This window comes from Rhodococcus koreensis (assembly GCF_017068375.1).
Lineage (GTDB): Bacteria > Actinomycetota > Actinomycetes > Mycobacteriales > Mycobacteriaceae > Rhodococcus_F > Rhodococcus_F koreensis.
Genome location: NZ_CP070609.1, coordinates 5,001,531 through 5,025,336, shown reverse-complemented (window position 1 = coordinate 5,025,336; position 23,806 = coordinate 5,001,531). Strand labels below are relative to the sequence as shown.

8 protein-coding genes are annotated in these 23,806 nt (G+C 70.1%); 6 read left to right on the top strand and 2 right to left on the bottom strand.

Annotated features, from left to right (window positions below; genetic code table 11):
• Window positions 1-238 precede the first annotated feature (238 nt).
• From JWS14_RS23030 to JWS14_RS23020, 3 genes are all read left to right on the top strand, one after another.
• On the top strand, window positions 239-10,822 hold the full coding sequence (locus JWS14_RS23030) for a type I polyketide synthase (RefSeq protein ID WP_206014449.1): 10,584 nt from the start codon (window positions 239-241) through the stop codon (window positions 10,820-10,822).
• Between the two features lie 94 nt (window positions 10,823-10,916).
• Complete coding sequence (locus JWS14_RS23025) at window positions 10,917-11,330, top strand: DUF732 domain-containing protein (RefSeq protein ID WP_072938179.1); 414 nt, start codon at window positions 10,917-10,919, stop codon at window positions 11,328-11,330.
• Window positions 11,331-11,482: 152 nt separating this feature from the next.
• Window positions 11,483-12,448 carry a pirin family protein gene (locus JWS14_RS23020; RefSeq protein ID WP_072938182.1) on the top strand — a complete coding sequence of 322 codons (966 nt, stop codon included), beginning with the start codon at window positions 11,483-11,485 and terminating at the stop codon, window positions 12,446-12,448.
• Between the two features lie 90 nt (window positions 12,449-12,538).
• On the opposite strand, the gene JWS14_RS23015 is transcribed toward JWS14_RS23020, so the two are convergent.
• Entirely contained in the window at window positions 12,539-12,889 is a 351-nt protein-coding gene (locus tag JWS14_RS23015) for a DUF8021 domain-containing protein (protein ID WP_072938185.1), read from the bottom strand.
• 1 nt (window position 12,890) lies between these two features.
• Complete coding sequence (locus tag JWS14_RS23010; RefSeq protein ID WP_206014448.1) at window positions 12,891-13,910, bottom strand: hypothetical protein; 1,020 nt, start codon at window positions 13,908-13,910, stop codon at window positions 12,891-12,893.
• A gap of 203 nt (window positions 13,911-14,113) precedes the next feature.
• Here JWS14_RS23010 and leuA point away from each other — a divergent pair, with 203 nt between their 5' ends.
• From leuA to JWS14_RS22995, 3 genes are all read left to right on the top strand, one after another.
• Entirely contained in the window at window positions 14,114-15,922 is a 1,809-nt protein-coding gene (leuA, locus tag JWS14_RS23005; RefSeq protein WP_095862918.1) for a 2-isopropylmalate synthase, read from the top strand.
• Window positions 15,923-16,098: 176 nt separating this feature from the next.
• Window positions 16,099-17,838: an aa3-type cytochrome oxidase subunit I gene (gene ctaD / locus JWS14_RS23000; RefSeq protein ID WP_072938193.1), complete on the top strand. Its 1,740-nt coding sequence runs from the start codon at window positions 16,099-16,101 to the stop codon at window positions 17,836-17,838.
• A 416-nt stretch (window positions 17,839-18,254) separates the two neighbouring features.
• Window positions 18,255-23,741 carry an ATP-binding protein gene (locus JWS14_RS22995; protein ID WP_206014447.1) on the top strand — a complete coding sequence of 1,829 codons (5,487 nt, stop codon included), beginning with the start codon at window positions 18,255-18,257 and terminating at the stop codon, window positions 23,739-23,741.
• Window positions 23,742-23,806 lie beyond the last annotated feature (65 nt).

Here is a 23,806-nt window from a genome sequence, read left to right as displayed (position 1 = left end):
ACCTCCTCGATACGGATCCTGCTCGGAGTCGCAACACTACCGACAGCGGTGGTCGCCGGGAAGCCGAACAGCCGGAATCGGCATACACCGGAGCGACGGTGGGTATCCCCTTGGCGTGCCGAGCTGACCAGGTGGATCGGTCGTCGGCGCGAAGCTCGGACCGCTCCATCCGCATCGTGACGGCGGATACAATCGAGGTTTCCGCGCTACGTATGGCGGATCTCGGATAGGACCTCGTATGGCCGATCAGGCGAAGCTTCTCGACTATCTGAAGCGCGTCACCGCGGACCTCTATCAGGCGCGGGAGAAGCTCCGTGAGGTCGAGGGCGTGAGCCGCGAACCGATCGCCGTCATCGGCATGGGCTGCAGGTTCCCCGGCGGTGTGCGATCGCCGCGGGACCTGTGGCGGCTGGTCGAGTCGGGTTCGGACACCGTCGCCGGGTTCCCCGAGGACCGCGGCTGGGGCCTGGCGGATCTCTACGACCCGAAGGCCGAGCAGGCCGGTAAGACGTACACGGTGCAGGGCAGTTTCCTCGACGACCCCGCCGGGTTCGACCCCGAGGTCTTCGGCATCTCGCCGCGCGAGGCGCTGGCGATGGATCCGCAGCAGCGGCTTCTCCTCGAGACGAGCTGGGAGACGTTCGAGCATGCCGGCATCGACCCGCGGTCGGTGCACGGCAGGCAGGTCGGCGTCTTCACCGGGCTGTCCGGCATCGACTACGCGGCGCGGGCGGGCGGCATGCCGCCCGAGGATCTGGAGGGTTACTTCATCACCGGCAACGCGATGAGCGTCGCGTCCGGCCGGGTGGCGTACAGCTTCGGCCTCAACGGACCCGCGATCACGGTCGACACCGCGTGCTCGTCGTCGTTGGTGTCCATCCACCTCGCCATGCAGGCGCTGCGCAGCGGTGAGTGCGAACTGGCGCTGGCGGGCGGAGCGACCGTCATGGCGACCCCCGCGGTGTTCGTGGAGTTCAGCCGTCAGCGCGGGCTGGCCCGCGACGGGCGGTGCAAGGCGTTCTCCGCCGCGGCGGACGGCACGGCGTGGGGCGAGGGCGCGGGGATGGTCGCGCTGGAGCGACTGTCCGACGCGGAGCGCAAGGGCCGCCGGATCCTGGCCGTCATCCGGGGCAGCGCGGTGAACCAGGACGGCGCCAGCAACGGCCTGACCGCGCCGAACCGGCAGGCTCAGGAGCGGGTGATCGCGCAGGCGCTGGCGAATGCGGGGCTCGGACCCGGCGACGTCGACGTGGTCGAGGCGCACGGCACGGGCACGAAACTGGGTGACCCGATCGAGGCGTCCGCCCTCCTGGCCGCTTACGGCCGCGAGCGCCCCGCCGACCGTCCGTTGTGGCTCGGCTCGGTGAAGTCGAATCTCGGGCACACCCAGGCGGCCGCGGGCGTCGCCGGGGTGATCAAGATGATCATGGCGATGCGGCACGGTGTCCTGCCGAAGACTCTGCACGTGGACCGGCCGACCCCGCACGTCGACTGGTCCGCCGGTGCGGTGTCGCTGCTCACCGAGAACCGGGAGTGGCCCGAATCCGACCGTCCCCGCCGGGCCGCGGTCTCGTCGTTCGGCATCAGCGGCACCAACGCCCACGTCGTGCTGGAAGAGGCGCCGCCGGTCGAGCCTTCACTCGGCGAACCACCCCGTCCACCTGACGAAGTCGTCGCCTGGTTCGTGTCGGGACACACCGAGCCCGCACTGCGCGCGCAGGCCGAGCGGCTCCGCGAGTACGTCAGCGGCCACCCCGACCTGACGCCCGCCGCGGTGGCAGGCGCCCTGCTGGGTTCCCGGGCCACGTTCGACCATCGCGCCGCCGTGATCGGCGCACAGCCCCACGCCCTGCTGAACGGTCTCGACGCGCTCAGCCGCGGCGCGCCCAGCGCCGACGTGGTCACCGGTGTGGCGCTGGAGGCCGGCGACCGGCCGGTGTTCGTCTTCCCCGGCCAGGGTTCGCAGTGGGTGGGCATGGCCACCGAACTGCTGGACACGTCACCGGTGTTCGCCGACACCGTGCGGGAGTGCGCCGAAGCGCTGGCTCCGTACACGAACTTCTCGCTGCTGGACGTGCTGCGCGACCGCGATCCTGCCGCGCTCGACCGGGTCGACGTGGTGCAACCGGCGCTGTTCGCGATGATGGTCGGGCTCGCCGGGCTGTGGCGTTCCCACGGCGTCGAACCGGCGGCGGTGGTCGGGCATTCGCAGGGCGAGATCGCGGCCGCGTACGTCTCGGGGGCGCTGAGTCTTTCCGACGCGGCGCTCGTCGTGGCGGCCCGCAGCCGGGTGATCGGCGCGTCGGCCCGGCGGGGCGGCGGGATGGCGTCGGTGACGCTGCCCGCGGACCTCGTGCGGGAGAAGATTCAGCCCTGGGCCGGGGCCGTCGAGGTCGCGGCGATCAACGGTCCGTCCGCGACGGTGATCTCCGGCCCCGTCGACGCCCTCGACCTGCTGATCGCACAGTTGCAGAGCGACGGCGTCCAGGCCAGGCGGATCGCGGTGGAATACGCCTCGCACTGCGCGGACGTGTCCGTACTGCGTGAGCCGATTCTCGACGTCCTCGCGTCGATCACCCCCCGCCGGTCGCGGATTCCGTTCTACTCGTCGGTGACCGGTGGCGTGCTGGACGGCACCGCGCTGGACGCCGACTACTGGTACCGCAATCTGCGCCGGACCGTCCGGTTCGAGCAGGCGACGAGATCACTGGCCGCGGACGGGTACCGGTTGTTCGTCGAGTCGTGCAGCCACCCCGTCCTCACAGTGGCGTTGCAGGAAACCCTCGACTCGGCGGGCGTCGCCGGCCGCGCCATCGGCACCATCCGCCGCGACCGCGCGGGGCTGCGGCAGTTCACCGCCGCGCTCGCCGAGGCGCAGGTCCACGGACTGCACGTCGAGTGGGACCGGGTGAGCTGGGCCCGGCACGACAACCGGCAGCAGTGGGTGGACCTCCCCACGTACGCCTTCCAGCATCGCCGCTACTGGCTGGAGAGCCCGGTTCCGCAGGGCGATTTCGCGTCCACGGGCATGGAGCCGGGCGGACACCCGATGCTCGCCGCGTCGGTCGAACTCGGCGACGGCCGGGGCGCCGTGTTCACGGGACTGCTGTCGCCCCAACGCCTTCCCTGGCTGAGCGACCACGGCATCGACGGCACGGTCATCCTGCCGGGCACGGCTTTCGTGGAACTCGCCCTGCACGCGGGGAACCGCGTCGGGTGCGGCCGGCTCGAGGAACTCGCCATCGAGGCACCCCTGGTGATTCCCGCGGAGGGCGAGGTGGCATTGCAGGTGAGCGTGCTCGCCGACGGCGAGGCGGGCCGATCCACGGTGTCGGTGCACTCCCGGCCCGCGGATGCCGCGCCGGACACGCCATGGACCCGGCATGCCACCGGCACGCTCACGGTCGCCGCGGACACCGCCGACTCCCTCGAACAGCAGTGGCCACCCGCGGAGGTCACGCCGATCGACGTGCGGGGCCTGTACGACGTGCTCGACGACGCCGGCTACGAGTACGGCCCGGCCTTCCGGGGCCTGAAGGCGGCGTGGCGCCGGGGCGACGACCTGTACGGCGAGGTGCGGCTGAGCGGAGAGGACCCGGCCGCCGCGGTCGCGGGGTACGGGATCCATCCGGCGGTACTCGATGCGGCGCTGCACCTGATTGCGCTCGGAGCCGCGGACACCGGCATCCGGCTGCCGTTCGCCTGGGACAAGGTGCAACTGCACGCCGTGGGCGCCTCCGCCCTGCGCGTGCACGTCACCACGACCGGGCCCGAGCGGTACCGGGTCTCCGCGTACGACGCGGCAGGCAGACCGGTGTTGACCGCCGAGTCGCTGGCGCTGCGGCCGCTCGGCGAGGCGGGTGTGCCCGCCGCCCGGGTCCGCGACAGCCTGTACCGGGTGGAGTGGATGCCGGTGGGTGCGTCCAGCACGTCTCCGGCGAATCTGATGCCACTCGACGAGGCGCTGGCGGGCGGTGATCCGGAAGGTCGCGTGCTGTGGCTCGACCGCGCACCGGGCGACGAGGCGGACGTGCCGGCCCGGTCGCACGCCGCCGCGGAGTCGACGCTGCAGGCGGTCCGGTCCTGGCTCGGCGACGATCGCCTGGCCGAGACCCGCCTGCTGGTCACGACGCGGCTCGCGGTGGCGGTCCGGGACGACGACCCGGTCGACGACGTGTCCGCCGCGCCCGCGTGGGGGCTGATCGGCGCGGTGCAGAACGAGCACCCGGACCGCATCACCCTGGTCGACCTGGACGCGGCGGCCGGTGAACTCTCCGATCCCGCGCTGCTGTCCATGGCCCTGGCCTGCAACGAACCTCAGCTCGCGGTCCGGGACGGGGTGCTGCTGGCGCCGATGCTCGCGGCGGTGACCCCCGCGACGGCCGCGCCCGACGCGGGCCCCGCCACGTTCGGCCCGGACGGCACCGTCCTGATCACGGGCGGCACCGGCACCATCGGCAGGCTGATCGCCCGGCACCTCGTCGCGCAGCACGGGGTGCGGCGGCTGGTGCTGACCGGCCGGCGCGCGCTCGACGCCGAGGCCGAAGACGAACTGCGGGCCGAGTTCGCCGAGTCGGGAACGGAAGTCGACGCTGTCTCGTGCGACGTGGCCGACCGCGACGCGGTGGCCGCGCTGCTCGCCGGCATTCCCGACCTGTCCGGCGTGATCCACGCCGCCGGCGTGCTCGAGGACGCCACCGCCGCCACCCTGAGCGCGGAGCAGTTGCACGCGGTTCTGCGCCCCAAGGTGGACGGCGCCTGGCATCTGCACGACCTCACGCGGGACCGCGACCTGTCGGCGTTCGTGTTGTTCTCCTCGGCGGCGGGCGTGCTCGGCGGCGCGGGACAGGCGAACTATGCGGCGGCGAACGTCTTCCTCGACGCACTCGCACAGCACCGCCGTGCCCGCGGGCTGCCCGCGACGTCCATGGCCTGGGGGCTGTGGGACCGGCCCAGCGGGATGACGTCCCATCTGAATGCGGCCGATCTGGACAGGTTGCAGCGCAACGGCATCGACACCATCAGCCCGGAGGCAGGGCTGGCACTGTTCGACGCCGCACTCGCCGTGAATCGTCCGTTGATCGTGCCGGTCCGGCTGTCGACGCGCGCCTCCCAATCCGAGGGCGAGTCGCTGCCGCCGATCCTGCGCCGGGTGCTCGGGGTCCGTCGTCGCCGCGCCGCTGCCGCCGATTCCCCGACCGGCCTGGCCGAGGAGTTGCGGGCACTGGACCCCGGAGAGCGGCACAGCCGGGTGCTCGACATCGTCACCACCCACGTGGCGGCCGTGCTGGGTCACGAAGGCAAGGAGGCGATCGACCCGGAACGTGCCTTCAAGCAACTCGGTTTCGACTCGCTGACCGCGGTGCAACTGCGCAATCAGCTGGCGACCGCCACCGGTGTGCGTCTGGCCGCGACGGTGGTGTTCGACCATCCCACCGCGGACGCGCTCACCCAGGAACTGGTGTCCCGCCTGCTCGGGGACGAGGCGGCTCCGCAGCCGGCAGGCCCGACACGGGCCCGGCGGGACGACGACCCGATCGTGATCGTCGGGATGGCGTGCCGCTACCCGGGCAAGGTGTACAGCCCGGAGGACTTGTGGCGACTCGTCCGCGACGGCCACAACGCGGTGGGCGCGTATCCCCACAACCGGGGCTGGAATCTCGACGAGGTGTACGACCCCGACCCGAACCGACCTGGCACCACGTACATGAAGGAGGGCGGGTTCCTCTACGACGCAGACGAATTCGACGCCGCGTTCTTCGGCATCAGCCCGCGCGAGGCGATCGCGATGGATCCGCAGCACCGACTGCTCCTCGAAAGCGCGTGGGAAGCCCTGGAACAGGCCGGGATCCAGCCGACCGCGCCCGGACTCACCGACACCGGTGTGTTCGTCGGGCTGATGGGCGGCGACTACGGCTTCCACCTGATGGCGCAGCGCAACGTCGACGCCGAGGGCTATCTGATGACGGGGACCAGCAACAGCGTCGCGTCCGGCCGGATCTCCTACACGCTCGGCTTCACCGGTCCCGCGATCACGGTGGACACGGCGTGCTCGTCGTCGCTGGTGGCCATGCATCTCGCGGCGCGGGCGCTGCGCGACGGTGAATGCACGCTGGCGCTGGCCGGCGGGGCGACGGTGATGGCCACACCCGGTGTGCTGGTCGAGTTCAGCCGCCAGCGCGGGCTCGCCTCGGACGGACGCTGCAAGCCGTTCTCCGACCGGGCCGACGGCACCGGGCTCAGCGAGGGCGCGGGAATGGTGGTGCTGGAACGGCTCAGCGACGCCCGGCGCAACGGGCACCGGGTGCTGGCGATCGTCCGCGGATCCGCGGTCAACCAGGACGGGGCGTCCAACGGGTTGACCGCCCCGAACGGGCCGTCCCAGGAACGCGTCATCCGCCAGGCTCTGGCCGACGCCGCGCTCGGCCCCACCGACATCGACGCCGTGGAGGCGCACGGCACCGGCACGACGCTCGGCGACCCGATCGAGGCGCAGGCGCTGCTCGCCGCGTACGGGCAGGGCCGGGAGGGCAGGCCGCTCTGGCTCGGTTCCGTCAAGTCGAACATCGGCCATTCCCAGGCGGCGGCGGGCGTCGCCGGCGTGATCAAGATGGTGATGGCGATGCGGCACGGGGTGCTGCCCCCGAGCCTGCACGGCGACGTCCCCACCCGGCACGTCGACTGGACCGCGGGCGAGGTGTCGCTGCTCGGCGAATCGGTTGCGTGGCCGGAAACCGGGCGGCCCCGGCGGGCGGCCGTGTCGTCCTTCGGGATCAGCGGCACCAATTCGCACATGATCCTCGAACAGCCACCCGAGGACGTGGTGCCGGAGGCCTCGCCGCCGTCGGCGTCGCCACTGGTGTGGGTGCTCTCCGGGAAGACCGGCGACGCACTGCGCGCGCAGGCCACCCGGTTGGCGGAATTCCTCGACACGAGCGAGACCGAACTCCCGGACCCGGCCGACCTCGCCTACTCGCTGGCCACCACCCGATCCGGTTTCACGCACCGCGCCGCGGTGATCGGGCAAACGCTGGACGACCTGCGCGACGGCCTCGCCCGCATCGTCACGGAGCGTCCCGGCGGCAACGTCGTCACCGGGACGAGCGCCCGCGGCAAGACGGCGTTCATGTTCACCGGCCAGGGCGCGCAGCGCATCGGCATGGGCCGCGGCCTCTACGACGCCTACCCGGTGTTCGCGACGGCACTGGACGAGGTCTGCTCCGTCCTCGACGAGCATGTGGAAACCCCGGTACGGCAGGTGATCTGGGACGAGGACGACGGCGCGAAGCTCGACAGCACCGAATACACCCAGCCGGCCCTGTTCGCGATCGAGGTCGCGCTGTATCGGCTGCTGCGGGAGTGGGGCATCACCCCCGACTACCTGATCGGCCATTCGATCGGCGAGATCACCGCGGCCCACGTCGCGGGCGTCTTCAGCCTGCCCGATGCGGCTGCCCTGGTCGGTGACCGGGGACGGTTGATGCAGTCCACCAAACCGGGTCTGATGATCGCCGTCCGGGCACGCGAGGAGGACATCCTGCCGCGGATCGACGGCCGCGTCGATCTCGCGGCCGTCAACGGCGCCGAATCCGTCGTCCTCGCCGGCGGCGAACGCGACGTGCACGCCGTCGCCGCCGAACTGTCCGCCGCCGGACTGAAGACCACGAGCCTGCGGGTCGAACGGGCCTTCCACTCGACCCTGATGGATCCCATTCTCGACCAGTTCACCGCCGTGCTGTCCAAGCTGACGGCGCAGCCGCCGAAGATCCCGGTCGTCTCCAACGTCACCGGACGCGTCGCCGCCGCCGAGGAACTCGTGTCCCCGGAGTACTGGACCCGGCACATCCGGCACACGGTGCGGTTCCACGACGGCATTCGCGCCCTCGACGAACTCGGCGTCACCCGCCTCGTCGAGGTCGGTCCCGGCGCGACCCTGGCGGCACTCGCCGCCGAGGTCGTCCCGAACACGATCGCCACACTGCCCGGGCGCGAGAACGAGGCGCACGGGATCATCGAGGCGGTCGCCGCCGCCTACGTGCAGGGCGCAACCGTCGACTGGGATCGGGTGCTGCCCGGCCGCCGCCGCGTGGCCCTGCCCACGTACGCATTCCAGCGCCGCTCCTACTGGCCGACGGCGGCCGTCCGGAACACCGGCGATCCGACCGAACTGGGGCTGACCCCGTCCGATCATCCGCTGCTCGGTGCCGCGGTGACCCTCGACGACGATGCGACCCTGTTCACGGGACAGCTGTCGCTGCACCGGGATCCCTGGCTCGTGTCACCGTCGGTCGACGACGGCGACACCCCGGTACCCGACCACGGCGAGGCGAAGACGGTGCTGCCCGCGGTGCCGGTCGAGCTCGCCCTGCACGCGGCCCACCACGTCGGTCTCGACCACATCGACGAACTCACCCTGCACCACCCGCTCGTCCTCCCGACGTCGGGGCTGGCCTCGATCCGGGTGCTCGTGTCGCCGCCGGGCACCACCGGGGCCCGCAGCGTCACCGTCTCGTCGAAGTCGGGTGACCCCGACAGCCCGGACAGCTGGGTTCGGAACGCGTCGGCGACAATCGACGACGTCGCCGGCTCGTCGGCCCAAGTGCCGCAACAGGATCCGGGCGACACCGAGACCGAGGTGCGGCTCGGGGACGGCGTCGACACGAGTGGGTTCGGCATCCACCCGGTGCTGCTGCAGGCCGCGATCGAACCCCTCCTCGGGTGGGACGGCTGGCCCCAGACGTGGTCGGGAATCCGTCTGCACACCGTCGGTGCCGACGCGGTGACCGCCCGGTTCACGCCCGGCGACGACGGGAGGCACCGCGTCGCCGCCGTCGACCCCGCCGGTGAACCGGTGCTGACCGTCGATGCGCTGCGCGTGGTGCAGCGGGCGGACGACGGGGGTCGTCCGGCGTCGCTGCGACTGCACCGGACCGCCTGGATCCGGGTGGAGGTCGCGCCGTCCGAGCCTCGCGGACCGGTGGTCGTCCTCGGCGCCGACGGGTTCGGCGACCCGGGCACCGGTTCGACGTTCCCGGGGTGTCCCGACCTGGAGGCGTTGCGGACGGCGATGGAGTCCGGGCCGGACGAAGACGACCGGCGTCCGTGGACGGTGCTGGTCGGGTGCGCGACCGACGGCGACCACGGTCCGGACGCGACCCACGAACTGTGCACGCGGGTGCTGCGACTGCTGCAGGAGTGGCAGGACGACGAGACGTTCGCCGACAACCCGCTCGTGATCGTGACCCGCAACGCCATGGTCACCGACGACGGGCAGGACCACGACGCTCGCCCCGACCTCGCGGCCGCGGCGGTGTGGGGCCTGGTGGGCTCCGCCCAGAACGAGAACCCGGACCGGTTCGTGCTGATCGACCTCGACGACGCGTCGGACGCCGAGGCCGCGATCACGTCGGCACTGGCGAGCGGGGAACCGCAGGTGGCGGCCCGGAACGGCACCCTCTGTGCACCGCGGTTGCGGCGCATGCCCGCCGTCGACGAACCGACCCCGTTCGATCCCGGCGGCACGGTGCTGGTCACCGGCGGCACCGGCACGGTCGGGTCTCTGGTCGCCCACCACCTGGTGACCGAGCACGGGGTACGACACCTGGTGCTGACCAGCAGGCGCGGGCCCGGCGCCGAGGGCAGCGACCGGTTGCGCCGCGAACTGGGCGATCTGGGCGCCGAGGTGAGCATCGTCGCCTGCGACACCGCGGACGAGTCGGCGGTCGCCGGGTTGCTGGCGGGAATACCGTCCGAGCATCCACTGACGGCGGTGATCCACGCGGCAGGAGTGATCGACGACGGCACCCTGGCGTCGCTGACTCCCGAGCGACTCGACACGGTCCTGCGGCCGAAGGTCGATGCGGCCTGGCACCTGCACCGGTTGACCACGGACAGCGACCTGCGGGCGTTCGTCGTGTTCTCCTCACTCGCCGGCGTCCTCGGCGCTCCCGGGCAGGCGAACTATGCGGCCGCGAACATGTTCCTCGACGCCCTCGCCCACCACCGGCACGCCCTCGGGCTGCCCGGACTCTCGATCGCGTGGGGCATGTGGGCGACACCCAGCGCCATGACCGACAACCTCGGTGCCATCGACCTCGCCCGCGCCCGCCTCAGCGGGATGGTTCCCATGCCCGCAGCCGACGGCCTGGCGCTGTTCGACAGCGCGCTGGCCGCCGGTGCCCCCACCGTCGCGGCCGCGCGGTTCGACCACTCCGGTTCGGCCGCACCGTACGTTCCCCCACCGCTGCGGGGCCTGATCCGGGAGTCGCGCCCCCACGCCGCGGGATCGGACTCGGTCGTGACCGGGCCGAACGGGTCGGGGCCGTCGGACTGGTCGCAGCGACTCGCCGACCTGTCGATCCCCGAACAGCGGCACCTGATGCTCGACCTCGTGCGGGGCGGGGCCGCCACCGTGCTCGGCTACGACGCGTCCGACTCCGTGGACCCCGACCAGGCGTTCAAGGAACTCGGCTTCGATTCACTCGCGGCCGTCGCGCTCCGCAACCATCTCGGCGCCGCCACAGGGCTGCGGTTGCCGCCGACCATGGTGTTCGACCACCCGAGTCCGCGGGCCGTCGCCGAGTTCCTGCGCTCGGAACTCGTTCCGGATCCGATGTCGGTGGCGCTCGCCGACGTCGACCGGCTTCGCGCCACCATCGCCGAACTCGGCGACGACGCCGAGGCGCGGTCGGCCATCGCGCAACGCCTCGGAAGCCTCCTCGCCGAGGTCGGAACGTCCGACGACGCACATGCCGCCGCGGTCGACAAGATTCATGCCGCAACGAGTGAGGAGATCCTGGACCTGATCGATCGCGGTCTCTGACCGGGAACAGCGTGGGTGATCGCCGCCGGGAACACCGGCACCGCAGGCGATACGATCGTCGCCGTCACAGGCCTCGAAAGGAATCACACGCCCCATGCGCCGCACCCTTGCTCTGACCGCCCTCACCGTCTGCTCCGCGGCACTCCTCACCGCCTGCGGTGGTGGCGACACCGACACCGCAGCATCCGAGACCACGTCCGCCTCGGCGTCCGTGGCGGCGCGGACGACGGCCGCCACCGCGCCCGGCAGCCGAGTGTTCGCGGTCGCCGACGACCCGCAGACGGCCGCCGACTATCTGGCCTACCTGCGCGCGAACAACCAGACCGTCACCGACGACGACCTGGCGGTCCATCAGGCCGGCGAGATCTGCACCGCCCTCGACGCGGGCAAACCGCTCGACCAGGTGCGTGAGGAGTGGACGCCGATGCTCACCAACGACGGCGTCTACCCGTACATCATCGGCGCGATCACGCGGTACTGCCCGGACCACGAGAACGTCCTCAACTAGGCGCTCCGCGCCCGTGCGTGGTTAACGAGTCTCTGCGCTCGCCGGCCACGCACGGGCGGCGGAGCCGCCCTGTGGGAATACCTGGACGCAGCGGGTGTTACACACCATGCAGTAGTTGAATAATCAATTACCTGAGTACGAGGAGACACCCCATGCCAGCCGTGACGGTCGACAACATCCTTGCCCTGCCGCGTATCGACGCGCCTGCTCCCGGCGCCGTCGACCGCCCGGTCCGTTCGCTCACCACCGCACCCGTCGGGTACGAGGGCGAAGGGTTCCCGGTGCGCCGCGCGTTCGCCGGCATCGACCTACCGGCCCTCGACCCGTTCATCCACATGGACCAGATGGGCGAGGTCGACTACGCACCCGGTGAACCCAAGGGCACCCCGTGGCATCCGCACCGCGGCTTCGAGACCGTCACCTACATGATCGACGGCATCATGGAGCACCAGGATTCCAACGGCGGCGGCGGAACCATCGGTGGCGGCGACACCCAGTGGATGACCGCGGGTGGCGGCATCCTGCACATCGAGACCCCGCCCGAGCATCTGGTGACGAGCGGTGGCCTGTTCCACGGCGTCCAACTGTGGGTGAACCTGCCGCGCGACAACAAGATGGCCGCACCCCGCTACCAGGACATCACCGGCGCGAAGGTGGCCCTGCTGTCCTCGTCCGACGGCGGCGCTCTCGTTCGCGTGATCGCCGGCGACGTGGACGGTCACCACGGTCCCGGTTCCACCTACACGCCGATCAGCCTCGTCCACGCGACGGTCGCGCCGGGTGCGAGCCTGACGCTGCCGTGGAACCCCGAGTTCAACGCGCTCGCCTACGTCCTCGCGGGCGAGGGGCTCGTCGGGTCGGAGCGCCGTCCGATCCGCATGGGTCAGACGGCCGTCTTCGGACGCGGTGACACCCTGACGATCGCCGCGGCCGACACACAGGATTCGCGGACCAAGTCGTTCGAGGTGTTCCTCCTCGGCGGCAAGCCGATCCGCGAGCCCGTCGCGATGGCCGGACCGTTCGTCATGAACACCAAGGCCGAGGTACTGCAGGCGTTCGAGGACTTCCAGGCCGGTCGCCTGGGTTCCGTTCCCGCAGCGCACGAGACGCTCGCCTGACGGGTACGTGAGCGGCAAAGCGCGCGCGAGCACACTTTGCCACTCACGTACCGGAAGTCCCAGCGCGACAACCGCTCAGGGTGCGACCGGTCAGGGTCGCCGGATCTTCGCGTCGATGCGGTGGATGCGCAGGTCGTGTGGCGGGATCCGGAACGTCTCGACCACCCGGACCGTCGCGAGGGTGCGGCCGAGGAGTCCGGCGTCCAGGAGGTAGTCGACGGTGACGTCGTCGCCGTCGACCGTCCACACGCAGTCGCGGATCGACCGGATCACCCGGTACTGGGGGCCGCCGGACAGGCTTCGGCGCAGGTGATTTCCGGAGAATGCCGTCTTCAGCCCCATCTCGTACCGCACGGCCCGGGGTTCGATGGGCACCGAGTTGCCGTCGTGGCTGAGCAACGCGTCCAGATAGGCCCGGGCGACATCGACCTGTGTGTTCATCTCAGTAGTCGAACACTTCGGTCGCGGCGAGCACCAGCGTTTCCGCGTCGTCGCAGCTAGGTGCGGACGCCGCGACGGACGCCGTCAGCCGGTTGCCGATTTTGTCCCGTTCGCTCATCGGGCTCGACGGCACGTTCGTGTCGAACACTTCCCCCGGATAGAAGTAGTAGTGGCATTCGATCGCGTCCCGGAAGTAGGTGAACGGCTTGTCGTCGAGTTCGACCGTTTCGGGTCCGCCGGCCTGCGACGGTTCCGGCGACAGCGCCAGCTGCACGGACGCCTCGGCGCCGCCGCGGAGTGTCAGGAGACATTCGTAGGGGCGGCTGCCGGGGGTGAACGTCTCGACGCCCCGTCCGGGCAGCTGCTCGACCACCCGGCACGGATCCTGTTGCGCGAGAGGAATATCCGACGGCCAAGACACCGAGGACCCCAGCCTGCCCACGACCGATGCGAGTACCGTGTGCGCCTCCGCGCAGTCGTCGCCCGCCGCGGAGTCGCCCGTCCCGCCTGCCCCGTCGAGGTACGACACGTGCCCCCAGCGCCCCGGCGCGTCTGCCGCGCCCGGGACCGGCGGCAGCGAGAAGTAGAGGGTGCACGTGCCCGGGAGTGCGCCGGCCGCGGGACGCACCTCGATTCCCGACGTCGCCTCCCCCGCACCGGTGCGCTCCGTGGGTTCGCGTTCACCCACCGTCACCTCGACCCAGACGGGGTTGGCGGGGGTGCCGCGGGCAGGCACCAGTTCGGCGTGGCAGGTCGACAGGTCGCCGACGGGCCCGTACGCGGTGACCTGCCCGAACGAGGCGATCAGATCTCGGTCGAGCAGACCGCACGGGGCGAGGTCGCGGGCCGCGGCGGCGACGGCCAACTCCGCGCGGGTGTGCTCGCTGACCGGCAGGCCGTAGATCGGCTCGCCTGTCCGGGCGACGCTCGGCGCCCCCGCGACGACGCCGGAACACGACACCAGCAGCATCGCAAAAGTGGCGGCCACCAGCGGTGATACCACCGTCGCGCTGCGGCCCACCGCTCTCTCCTCACTCGGACTTCGAACCCCGGCACGCGAACGATGGTGCCCGGAGTACAGTGCTGAGTATGCAGCGCGCACTCCTCCTTGGTTGCCGCGACGGGGTCTGATCCAGACTGGCTTCCCGTCGCGGGGTTTCGCGTGCGCCGGTCGACACAGCCGTTGGACTCAGAAAGTCCACATCGAACCTGGAGATCAATCCCATGTCCCCCGCTGACGCCTTTACCTCCGGATCGCGCACCATCACGCCGCCGTCCAAGCCTGCTCCCTCCGATCAGCCGGAATGGAACACGCAGAAGAATTCGTCGATGCCGACGTTCCGCTACCGCTCCTTCTCCGAGGAAGTGGAGCCGGTGTCGCTGCCGGATCGCACGTGGCCCGACAAGATCATCGACCGCGCCCCGCAGTGGTGCGCCGTCGATCTCCGTGACGGCAACCAGGCACTGATCGACCCGATGAGCCCCGCCCGCAAGCGCCGCATGTTCGAACTGCTGGTGCGGATGGGGTACAAGGAGATCGAGGTCGGCTTCCCGTCCGCGAGCCAGACGGATTTCGACTTCGTCCGCGAGATCATCGAAGACGGCGCGATTCCGGACGACGTCACCATTCAGGTGCTCACGCAGTCCCGGCCGGAGCTGATCAAGCGCACGTTCGAGGCCTGTGAGGGCGCGAACAAGGTGATCGTCCACTTCTACAACTCGACGTCCGTCCTGCAGCGCCGGGTGGTGTTCAAGGCCGACCGCGAGGTGATCAAGAAGATCGCGACGGACGCGGCGACCCTGGCCCTCGAAGAGGCGAAGAACTACCCGGACACGCAGTGGCGCTGGGAGTACTCCCCCGAGTCATACACCGGCACGGAACTCGAGTACGCCAAGGAGGTGTGCGACGCCGTCACCGAGGTGCTGCAGCCGACGCCGCAGAACCCGGTGATCCTGAACCTGCCCGCCACCGTCGAGATGGCGACGCCGAACGTGTACGCCGACTCCATCGAGTGGATGCACCGCAACCTGGCCCGCCGCGACTCGGTCATCCTGTCGCTGCACCCGCACAACGACCGCGGCACCGGCGTGGCCGCCGCCGAACTGGGTTACCAGGCCGGGGCCGACCGCATCGAGGGCTGCCTGTTCGGTAACGGCGAGCGCACCGGCAACGTCTGCCTGGTCACGCTCGGACTCAACATGTTCACCCGGGGCGTCGACCCGCAGATCGACTTCTCGAACATCGACGAGATCCGCCGCACCGTCGAGTACTGCAACCAGCTGCCCGTCCACGAGCGCCACCCGTACGGCGGCGACCTCGTGTATACGGCGTTCTCCGGCAGCCACCAGGACGCGATCAACAAGGGTCTCGACGCGATGAAGTTCGACGCCGACTCGCAGGACGCGGACGTCGACGACATCCTGTGGGCGGTCCCCTACCTGCCGATCGACCCGAAGGACGTGGGCCGCACGTACGAGGCTGTGATCCGCGTGAACTCGCAGTCCGGCAAGGGCGGCGTCGCGTACATCATGAAGGCCGATCACGGGCTGGTGCTGCCGCGTCGCCTGCAGATCGAGTTCTCGCAGGCCGTCCAGCGGATCACCGACGGCGAGGGCGGCGAGGTGTCGCCCAAGGAGATGTGGGACGTCTTCCACGAGGAGTACCTGGCTCCGATCACGCCGCTCGAGCGGATGAAGCAGAAGGTCACCGCGGCCGAGGAGGACGGCGGCACCGACTCCATCACCGCGACGGTGAAGGTCGACGGCAAGGAGCACGAGATCTCGGGTTCGGGCAACGGCCCGCTCGCCGCGTTCGTCGACGCGCTCGCCACGATCGACTTCGACGTGCGGGTCCTCGACTACTCGGAGCACGCCATGTCGGCGGGCGACGACGCCCAGGCGGCCGCGTACGTCGAGTGCGCGGTGACCGCTCCCGACGGGCGGAACACCGTGGTCTGGGGTGTCGGCATCGCGACATCGATCACCACCGCGTCGCTGCGCGCCGTCGTCTCGGCGGTCAACCGGGCGCACTGACCGCTGCCGCACCACCGCTGCCGCAGGCGCGCATCACGTGCACCTGCGGCAGCGTCGTTTCCGGGGCCGCTCATTTTCAGGCCCTCGGAAAATGGCGCTCTCCGGGCACCGGGTGACTACCCTGGTAACGGAGTCCACACCGGACCCGAACCGCCTCGGACCCCTCGGGGGGCGTCGTGAATCTGGCATTTCAACAGCATCGTCCGGTCCGTCCGTATCCGGCCCGGCGCCGCGCCAAGGGCAGCTTCTTCTACAAGATGATCACGACGACGGATCCCAAGGACCTGGGGATTCTGTACCTGATCACGTCGTTCGCCTTCTTCATGGCCGGCGGTCTGATGGCGCTGCTGATCCGCGGCGAACTGGCCGTCCCGGGTCTGCAGTTCCTGTCGAACGAGCAGTACAACCAGCTGTTCACGATGCACGGCACGATCATGCTGCTGCTGTATGCGACGCCGATCGTGTTCGGGTTCGCCAACTACATCCTGCCGCTGCAGATCGGTGCTCCCGACGTCGCGTTTCCCCGCCTCAACGCGTTCAGTTACTGGGCGTTCCTGTTCGGCGGGACCATCGCGATCGCGGGCTTCGTCACCCCGGGCGGTGCCGCGGACTTCGGCTGGACGGCGTACTCGCCGCTGACGAGCGCGCTGCACTCGCCAGGCGTCGGCGCCGACCTGTGGATCATGGGGCTGGCGCTGTCCGGCCTCGGCACCATCCTCGGCGGGGTCAACATGATCACCACCGTCATCTGCCTGCGGGCGCCGGGCATGACGATGTTCCGGATGCCGATCTTCACGTGGAACATCTTCGTCACCAGCATCCTGATCCTGGTCGCGTTCCCGATCCTCACGGCCGCGCTGATGGGTCTGTTCGTCGACCGGCACCTGGGCGGGAACCTGTACGACCCGGCGACCGGCGGCGTGCTGTTGTGGCAGCACCTGTTCTGGTTCTTCGGCCACCCGGAGGTGTACATCGTGGCGCTGCCGTTCTTCGGCATCGTCACGGAGGTCTTCCCGGTGTTCAGCCGCAAGCCGGTGTTCGGGTACAACGGGCTCGTCTACGCGACGATCGCCATCGCGGCCCTGTCGATCGCCGTGTGGGCGCACCACATGTACGCGACCGGCGCGGTGCTGCTGCCGTTCTTCTCGTTCATGACGTTCCTGATCGCGGTGCCCACCGGGGTGAAGATCTTCAACTGGGTCGGCACCATGTGGAAGGGTCAGCTGACGTTCGAGACCCCCATGCTGTTCTCGCTCGGCTTCCTCATCACGTTCATCTTCGGCGGCCTCACCGGCGTCATCCTCGCGAGCCCGCCGCTGGACTTCCACGTCACGGACAGCTACTTCGTCATCGCCCACTTCCACTACGTGCTGTTCGGGACGATCGTCTTCGCCACCTACGCCGGCATCTACTTCTGGTTCCCGAAGATGACCGGACGCATGCTCGACGAACGCCTCGGCAAGTGGCACTTCTGGACGACGTTCACGGGGTTCCACGGCACGTTCCTCGTCCAGCACTGGCTCGGTGCGGAGGGGATGCCGCGCCGCTACGCCGACTACCTGCCCTCGGACGGCTTCACCGTCCTCAACTCGGTGTCGACGGTGTTCGCGTTCGTCCTCGGGGCATCGACGGTGCCGTTCGTCTGGAACGTCTTCAAGAGCTACCGGTACGGCGAGGTGGTGACGGTGGACGACCCGTGGGGTTTCGGCAACTCCCTCGAGTGGGCGACCAGCTGCCCGCCGCCGCGGCACAACTTCACGGAGTTGCCGCGCATCCGCTCCGAGCGGCCGGCGTTCGAACTGCACTATCCGCACATGGTCGACCGGATGCACCGCGAGGCGCACGTGGGCCTGCGGGGCGCGGTGGCGCACGCGACCGAACCCGCCGCCGCCGAACCGAAGGTGAACCCTCAGTAACTTCCGTGTGAAAGTTCCCGTCTGCGAGAACATCTCGAAAAACCGGACGAAACCGACTCCGTGACAACGGGTTGCAGACAACTCGCCGAAGGACGCCCAGTTCGACGGAAATCCGGCCTTCTTACTCTCTCGTAGGGTCGACACGCAATTCCTTGAAGACTTGACAAGCCGATCGGGGCCCCGCAGAAGTTACGCGCGGGTACATATTTTCGACGTTATGCTCGCATTCCCCGAGCATCGGCCCTGCAACGACGCAGGTCCGACGATCGCGTTCGGGGCGCCCCTGGAGGTAGTCAAGCGGGTTGTGCAGGGGTGCACGTGTCCGCGAAGGCGGCACCCAGTCCTCGGCGGACATGGCCTTGGCCATCGAAACACTCTGCGGATCAATGAGTTTTACGGAAACGGAGCGATAACAGATGTTCAAGCGAATAGCGATAGTGAACCGCGGCGAGGCGGCCGTCCGCCTGATTCGCGCGGTGCGCGAACTGAACGCCGAGCACAACTACGGCATCCGCACGATCGCCCTGCACACCGAGGCGGAACGTCGCGCGATGTTCGTCCGGCAGGCCGACGAAGGTGTGTGCTTGCGCACAGTCAAGACCGGCACCGCCTACCTCGACCACGCCGAGCTGGCCCGCGCGCTGCGCGAGAGCAAGGCCGACGCCGTGTGGGTCGGCTGGGGCTTCGTCGCCGAGGATCCCGCGTTCGTCGAGGTCTGCGAGCAGCTCGGCATCACGTTCATCGGCCCGCCCGCCGAATCGATGCGCCTGCTGGGCGACAAGGTCGAGGCCAAGCTCCTCGCCGAGAAGGTGGAGGTCCCGGTCGCACCGTGGAGCGGTGGCCCCGTCGCCACCCGCGCCGACGCCCGCCGTCACGCCCAGGCCATCGGCTACCCGCTCATCATCAAGGCCCGCTCCGGCGGCGGTGGCCGCGGTATCCGCAAGGTGTGGTCGGAAGACGAACTCGAACTCGCGCTCGAACGCACCCAGGGTGAGGCCCAGCGGTCCTTCGGCGACCCCGTCGTGTTCATCGAGCGGCTGGTCACCGACGCACGCCACGTCGAGGTACAGGTCATTGCCGACAACTTCGGCAACGTCTGGGCTCCCGGTGTGCGCGACTGCTCCATCCAGCGCAAGAACCAGAAGGTCATCGAGGAGTCCAGCTCCCCGCTCCTCACCACCGAGCAGTCGAACCACTTGCGCACCGTCTCCGCCGAGCTCGTGCGCGCCGCCGGCTACCGCGGCGCCGGCACGGTCGAGTACCTGTACCAGCCCGAGCAGAAGACGTTCACGTTCCTCGAGGTCAACACCCGCCTGCAGGTGGAGCACCCCATCACCGAGGCCACCACGGGCATCGACCTGGTGAAGCTGCAGATCCTCGTCGCCAGCGGTGAGCCGCTCGTCGGCGACTGCCCGCCCGAGTTCGGTCACGCCGTCGAGGCCCGCCTCAACGCGGAGGACGCCGCCAACGGCTTCGCTCCCGCACCCGGCGCCGTGCAGCTGCTCAAGTTCCCGCTCGGCAGCGGTCTCCGCGTCGACACCGGCATCGCCCAGGGCGACGTCATCCCGCCCGACTACGACTCGATGGTCGCCAAGGTCATCGCCTGGGGTCGCGACCGCTCCGAGGCCCTCGCGCGTCTGCGCACCGCACTGCGCGAGACCACCGTCGTCCTGCAGGGCGGCACCACCACGAAGTCGTTCCTCCTCGAACTGCTCGACCGCGACGAGGTCATCTCCGCGTCCGCGGACACCGGCTGGCTCGACCGCACCGGCGTCGGTAGCGTCACGACGCCCACCAAGGTGGCCGATGTCGCACTGATCGCCGCCGCCATCGACGTCTACGACGCCGAGGAGAAGCTCGAGCGGGAGGCGTTCCTGTCGTCCGCTCGCGGTGGCCGCCCCCGCGCCGGTCACGCCATCGGCCGCAAGGTCGAGCTCAGCTACCAGGGCCAGGCCTACGGCCTCACCGTCACGCAGGTCGGCGCCCACACCTACCGTGTCGACGGCGACAGCCCCGACGTCGAGGTCGAGGTCGATCGGCTCAGCGAATTCGAGAGCCGCCTCGTCGTCGGCACCCGCCGCCACCACGTGGTGTCGGTCGCCGGCCGCGCCCAGTACCTCGTCGAGGTCGACGGCATCAGCCACCAGATCAGCCAGGACGAGGCCGGTGTCGTCCGCGCACCCGCTCCCGCAGTCGTGGTCGCGGTGCCCGTGTCCGTCGGCGACGAGGTCGAGGTAGGCGACACGCTGGTCGTCCTCGAGAGCATGAAGATGGAGACCGCCGTCCGTGCGCCCGTCGCAGGCCGGGTCCGCGAAGTTCTCGCGATGGTCAACTCCCAGGTCGACGCCGGCACCGCACTGCTGCGCGTCGAGGAGACCGCGGAGGAGTCCACCGCTCCGAAGTCGCCGCGCGTCGAATTCGTGGTCGCCGTCCCCGCCTCGAAGGGCGACGTCCGCACCGACGCCCTCGAGCAGATCGACGCGCTCGCCGCGCTGCTCACCGGATACGACGTCAGCGCGAAGCGGGCAGGCGTGCTCCTCGCCGACTACGAGAAGCTTCGCGCCGACATCGCGGGCGACGCGGATCTGGTGCAGGCGGAACTCGCCCTGCTGAACACGTTCGCGGACATCTGCGAGATCGGACGTAACCGTCCCACCGCAGCCGAGGAGGACGCTGACGAGCGCGTCCACAGCCCGCGCGAGCACTTCCACACCTACCTGCACACCCTCGACGTCGAACTCGAAGGCCTGCCGGAGTCGTTCACGACCCGGCTGTCGCGGGCGCTGCGTCACTACGACGTCACCGACCTCGAGCGCAACGGCGAGCTGGAGGAGGCGGTCTACCGCCTGTTCCTCGCGCAGCAGCGCATGGACAACCAGGTTCCCGTCATCGCCGCCCTGCTCGACCGGTGGCTGAACGAGGGCAACGCTCCCGGCCGCGCACCCAGCGGACTCGGCGAGGTCCTGGACCGGCTCATCACCGCCACCCAGGTCCGTTACCCGGTGATCGGCAACGTCGCCCGCAACGTGCGGTTCCGGTTCTTCGACGAGCCGCAGATCCGCAAGGCCCGCGAGCAGGTGTACGACGGTGTCCGCGGCAGCCTCGAGTACCTCGCCGAGAACCCCGGCGCCGGCGACTACCAGGAACGCCTCGAGGCCCTGGTCGCCACCCCGCAGTCGCTGACCGAACTCCTCGGACAGCGGATCGCACGCAAGAGCACGACCGTCGGCCCGCTGCTCGAGGTCGTCACCCGGCGCTACTACGACATCCGCACGCTCGAGGACGTCACCGCCTTCGAACGCAACGGACGCCGTTTCGTCACCGGCAACTTCGACCTGCTCGGCGAGCGCCTGAACCTGGTCTCCGCCGTCGGCGAGTACGCCGAACTGCCCGGCGCGCTCGACGAGATCGGTGCCGTCGCCTCGGAGAACCCCGAGAACCTCGTCCTCGACCTCTACCTGTCGTGGACCGCGCCGCCCGCCGACCCGGACACCATGTCCGAGGACCTGCGGAAGGCACTGACGGCGCTGCCGCTGGCCGCGACCTGCCGCCGCGTCACGGTGTCCGTCTTCGGCGGAACCGACGTCGACGTCCGCAAGTTCACCTACCGCCCGGACGCTGGTGTCCTCGCGGAGGAGAAGCTGATCCGGGACATGCACCCGCTCACCGGCCAGCGACTCGACCTGTGGCGTCTGAAGAACTTCGACGGCACCCGCCTCCCCGCGGCCGCCGAGACGTTCCTGTTCAACCTGGTCTCGCGCGACAACCCCACCGACGAACGCCTCATCGCGCTCGCCGAGGTCCGCGACATCACGCCGGTCCGCAACGAGGACGGCCAGGTCGTCGGTGTTCCCGCCGCGGAACGCGTGCTGCAGTCGTGCCTCGACGGCATCCGCCGGGCGCAGGCCACGCGCGGCAGCAAGCGCAAGCTCGACGCCAACCGCGTCGTGCTGTACGTGTGGCCGAAGATCGACGTTCCCGTCGAGGATCTCGAGGCGTTCGCCCGGGTCGCGGCACCGCTCACCGCGGGTGCCGGCCTCGAGGAGATCACCGTGATCGCCCGCCTCCAGGGCGAGCCCGGCACGGAGTCGCGGGAGAAGGCTCTGCGCTTCTCCTACCGCACCGGCGCCGGTGTGGTCGTCAAGGTCACCGAACCGCCGACCGAGCCGCTGCAGCCGCTCGACGCGTACACGCAGAAGGTCCGCAGCTCCCGTGCCCGCGGCACCGTCTACCCGTACGAGCTGATCCCGCTGCTCACCGGTCGCGACGGCAGCTTCGTCGAGCACGACCTGGACGAGTCGGGCCAGTTGGTGCCCGTGGAGCGTCCGTACGGCCAGAACAAGGCCGGCCTCGTCGTCGGTCTGGTCACGGCCCGCACCGACCGGCACCCCGAGGGCATGACCCGCGTCGCGCTGTTCGGTGACCCGACGAAGGCACTGGGCACCGTCGCGGAGGCCGAGTGCGCCCGCCTCGTCGCCGGTGTCGACCTGGCCGAGAAGCTGGGTGTTCCCGTCGAGTGGTTCGCGCTGTCGTCCGGCGCGACGATCTCCATGGACAGCGGCACCGAGAACATGGACTGGGTGTCCCGCGGTCTGCGTCGCCTCATCACGTTCACGCAGGACGGTGGCGAGGTCAACGTGATCGTGGCCGGCATCAACGTCGGTGCGCAGCCGTACTGGAACGCCGAAGCCACGATGCTGATGCACACCAAGGGCATCCTCGTCATGACGCCCGACAGCGCCATGGTGCTCACCGGCAAGAACTCGCTCGACTACTCGGGTGGCGTCTCGGCCGAGGACAACTTCGGCATCGGTGGTTACGACCGCGTGATGGGCCCCAACGGTGAGGCGCAGTACTGGGCGCCGAACCTGCCCGCCGCGTGCGAGATCCTGTTCGCGCACTACGACCACGCGTACGTCGTTGCCGGAGAACGCTTCCCGCGTCGGGCGCAGACCAGCGACCCGATCGGGCGCGACGTGCGGTCCTTCCCGCACATCCACCCGTCCAGCGACTTCACCACGGTCGGCGACATCTTCTCCGCGGAGACGAACCCGGAACGCAAGAAGCCGTTCGACATTCGCACGGTGATGCGTTCACTCGTCGACCAGGACCACACGGTGCTGGAGCGGTGGGCCGACATGGCGGACGCCGACACGTCCGTCGTGTTCGACGCACACCTCGGCGGATACCCGGTGAGCGTCATCGGCATCGAGTCGCGGGCCATCGCCCGTAAGGGATGGTCGCCGGCCAACGGTCCCGACCAGTGGACCGCGGGCACGCTGTTCCCGCAGTCGTCGAAGAAGACGGCCCGCGCGATCAACGCCGCCAGCGGCAGCCGGCCGCTCGTGGTGCTGGCCAACCTGTCCGGATTCGACGGTTCCCCGGACTCGCTGCGGCACATCCAGCTCGAGTACGGCGCCGAGATCGGCCGCGCCATCGTCAATTTCGACGGCCCGATCGTGTTCTGCGTCGTCTCCCGCTACCACGGTGGCGCGTTCGTGGTGTTCTCCGGAGCACTGAACGACAACATGGAGGTGCTGGCGGTCGAGGGCTCGTTCGCCTCGGTCCTCGGTGGCGCCCCCGCCGCGGCCGTCGTCTTCACCCGTGAGGTCAACTCGCGGGTGGCGGCGGACCCGTCGATCCGGGAGCTCGAGGCCAACCTGGCGGGCGCCCAGAACGACGCCCAGCAGGCTCACCTGCGGGTGGAGCTGGCGGCCCAGCAGGCTGCGGTGCGGAACGAGAAGCTCGGTGAGGTCGCGGCCGAGTTCGAGGCCGTGCACAACATCCAGCGGGCACAGCGGGTCGGCTCCGTCGACGCCGTCATCCCCGCCGTGGAGCTGCGTCCGTACATCATCGGTGCGGTCGAGCGCGGCATGCGCCGGGCGGTCGAAGCCGGCAAGTAGTCCCCACCCGAACGGCCGCGGCACCTACCGGTGTCGCGGCCGTTCGGCGTTCGCGGGCGTGGCGT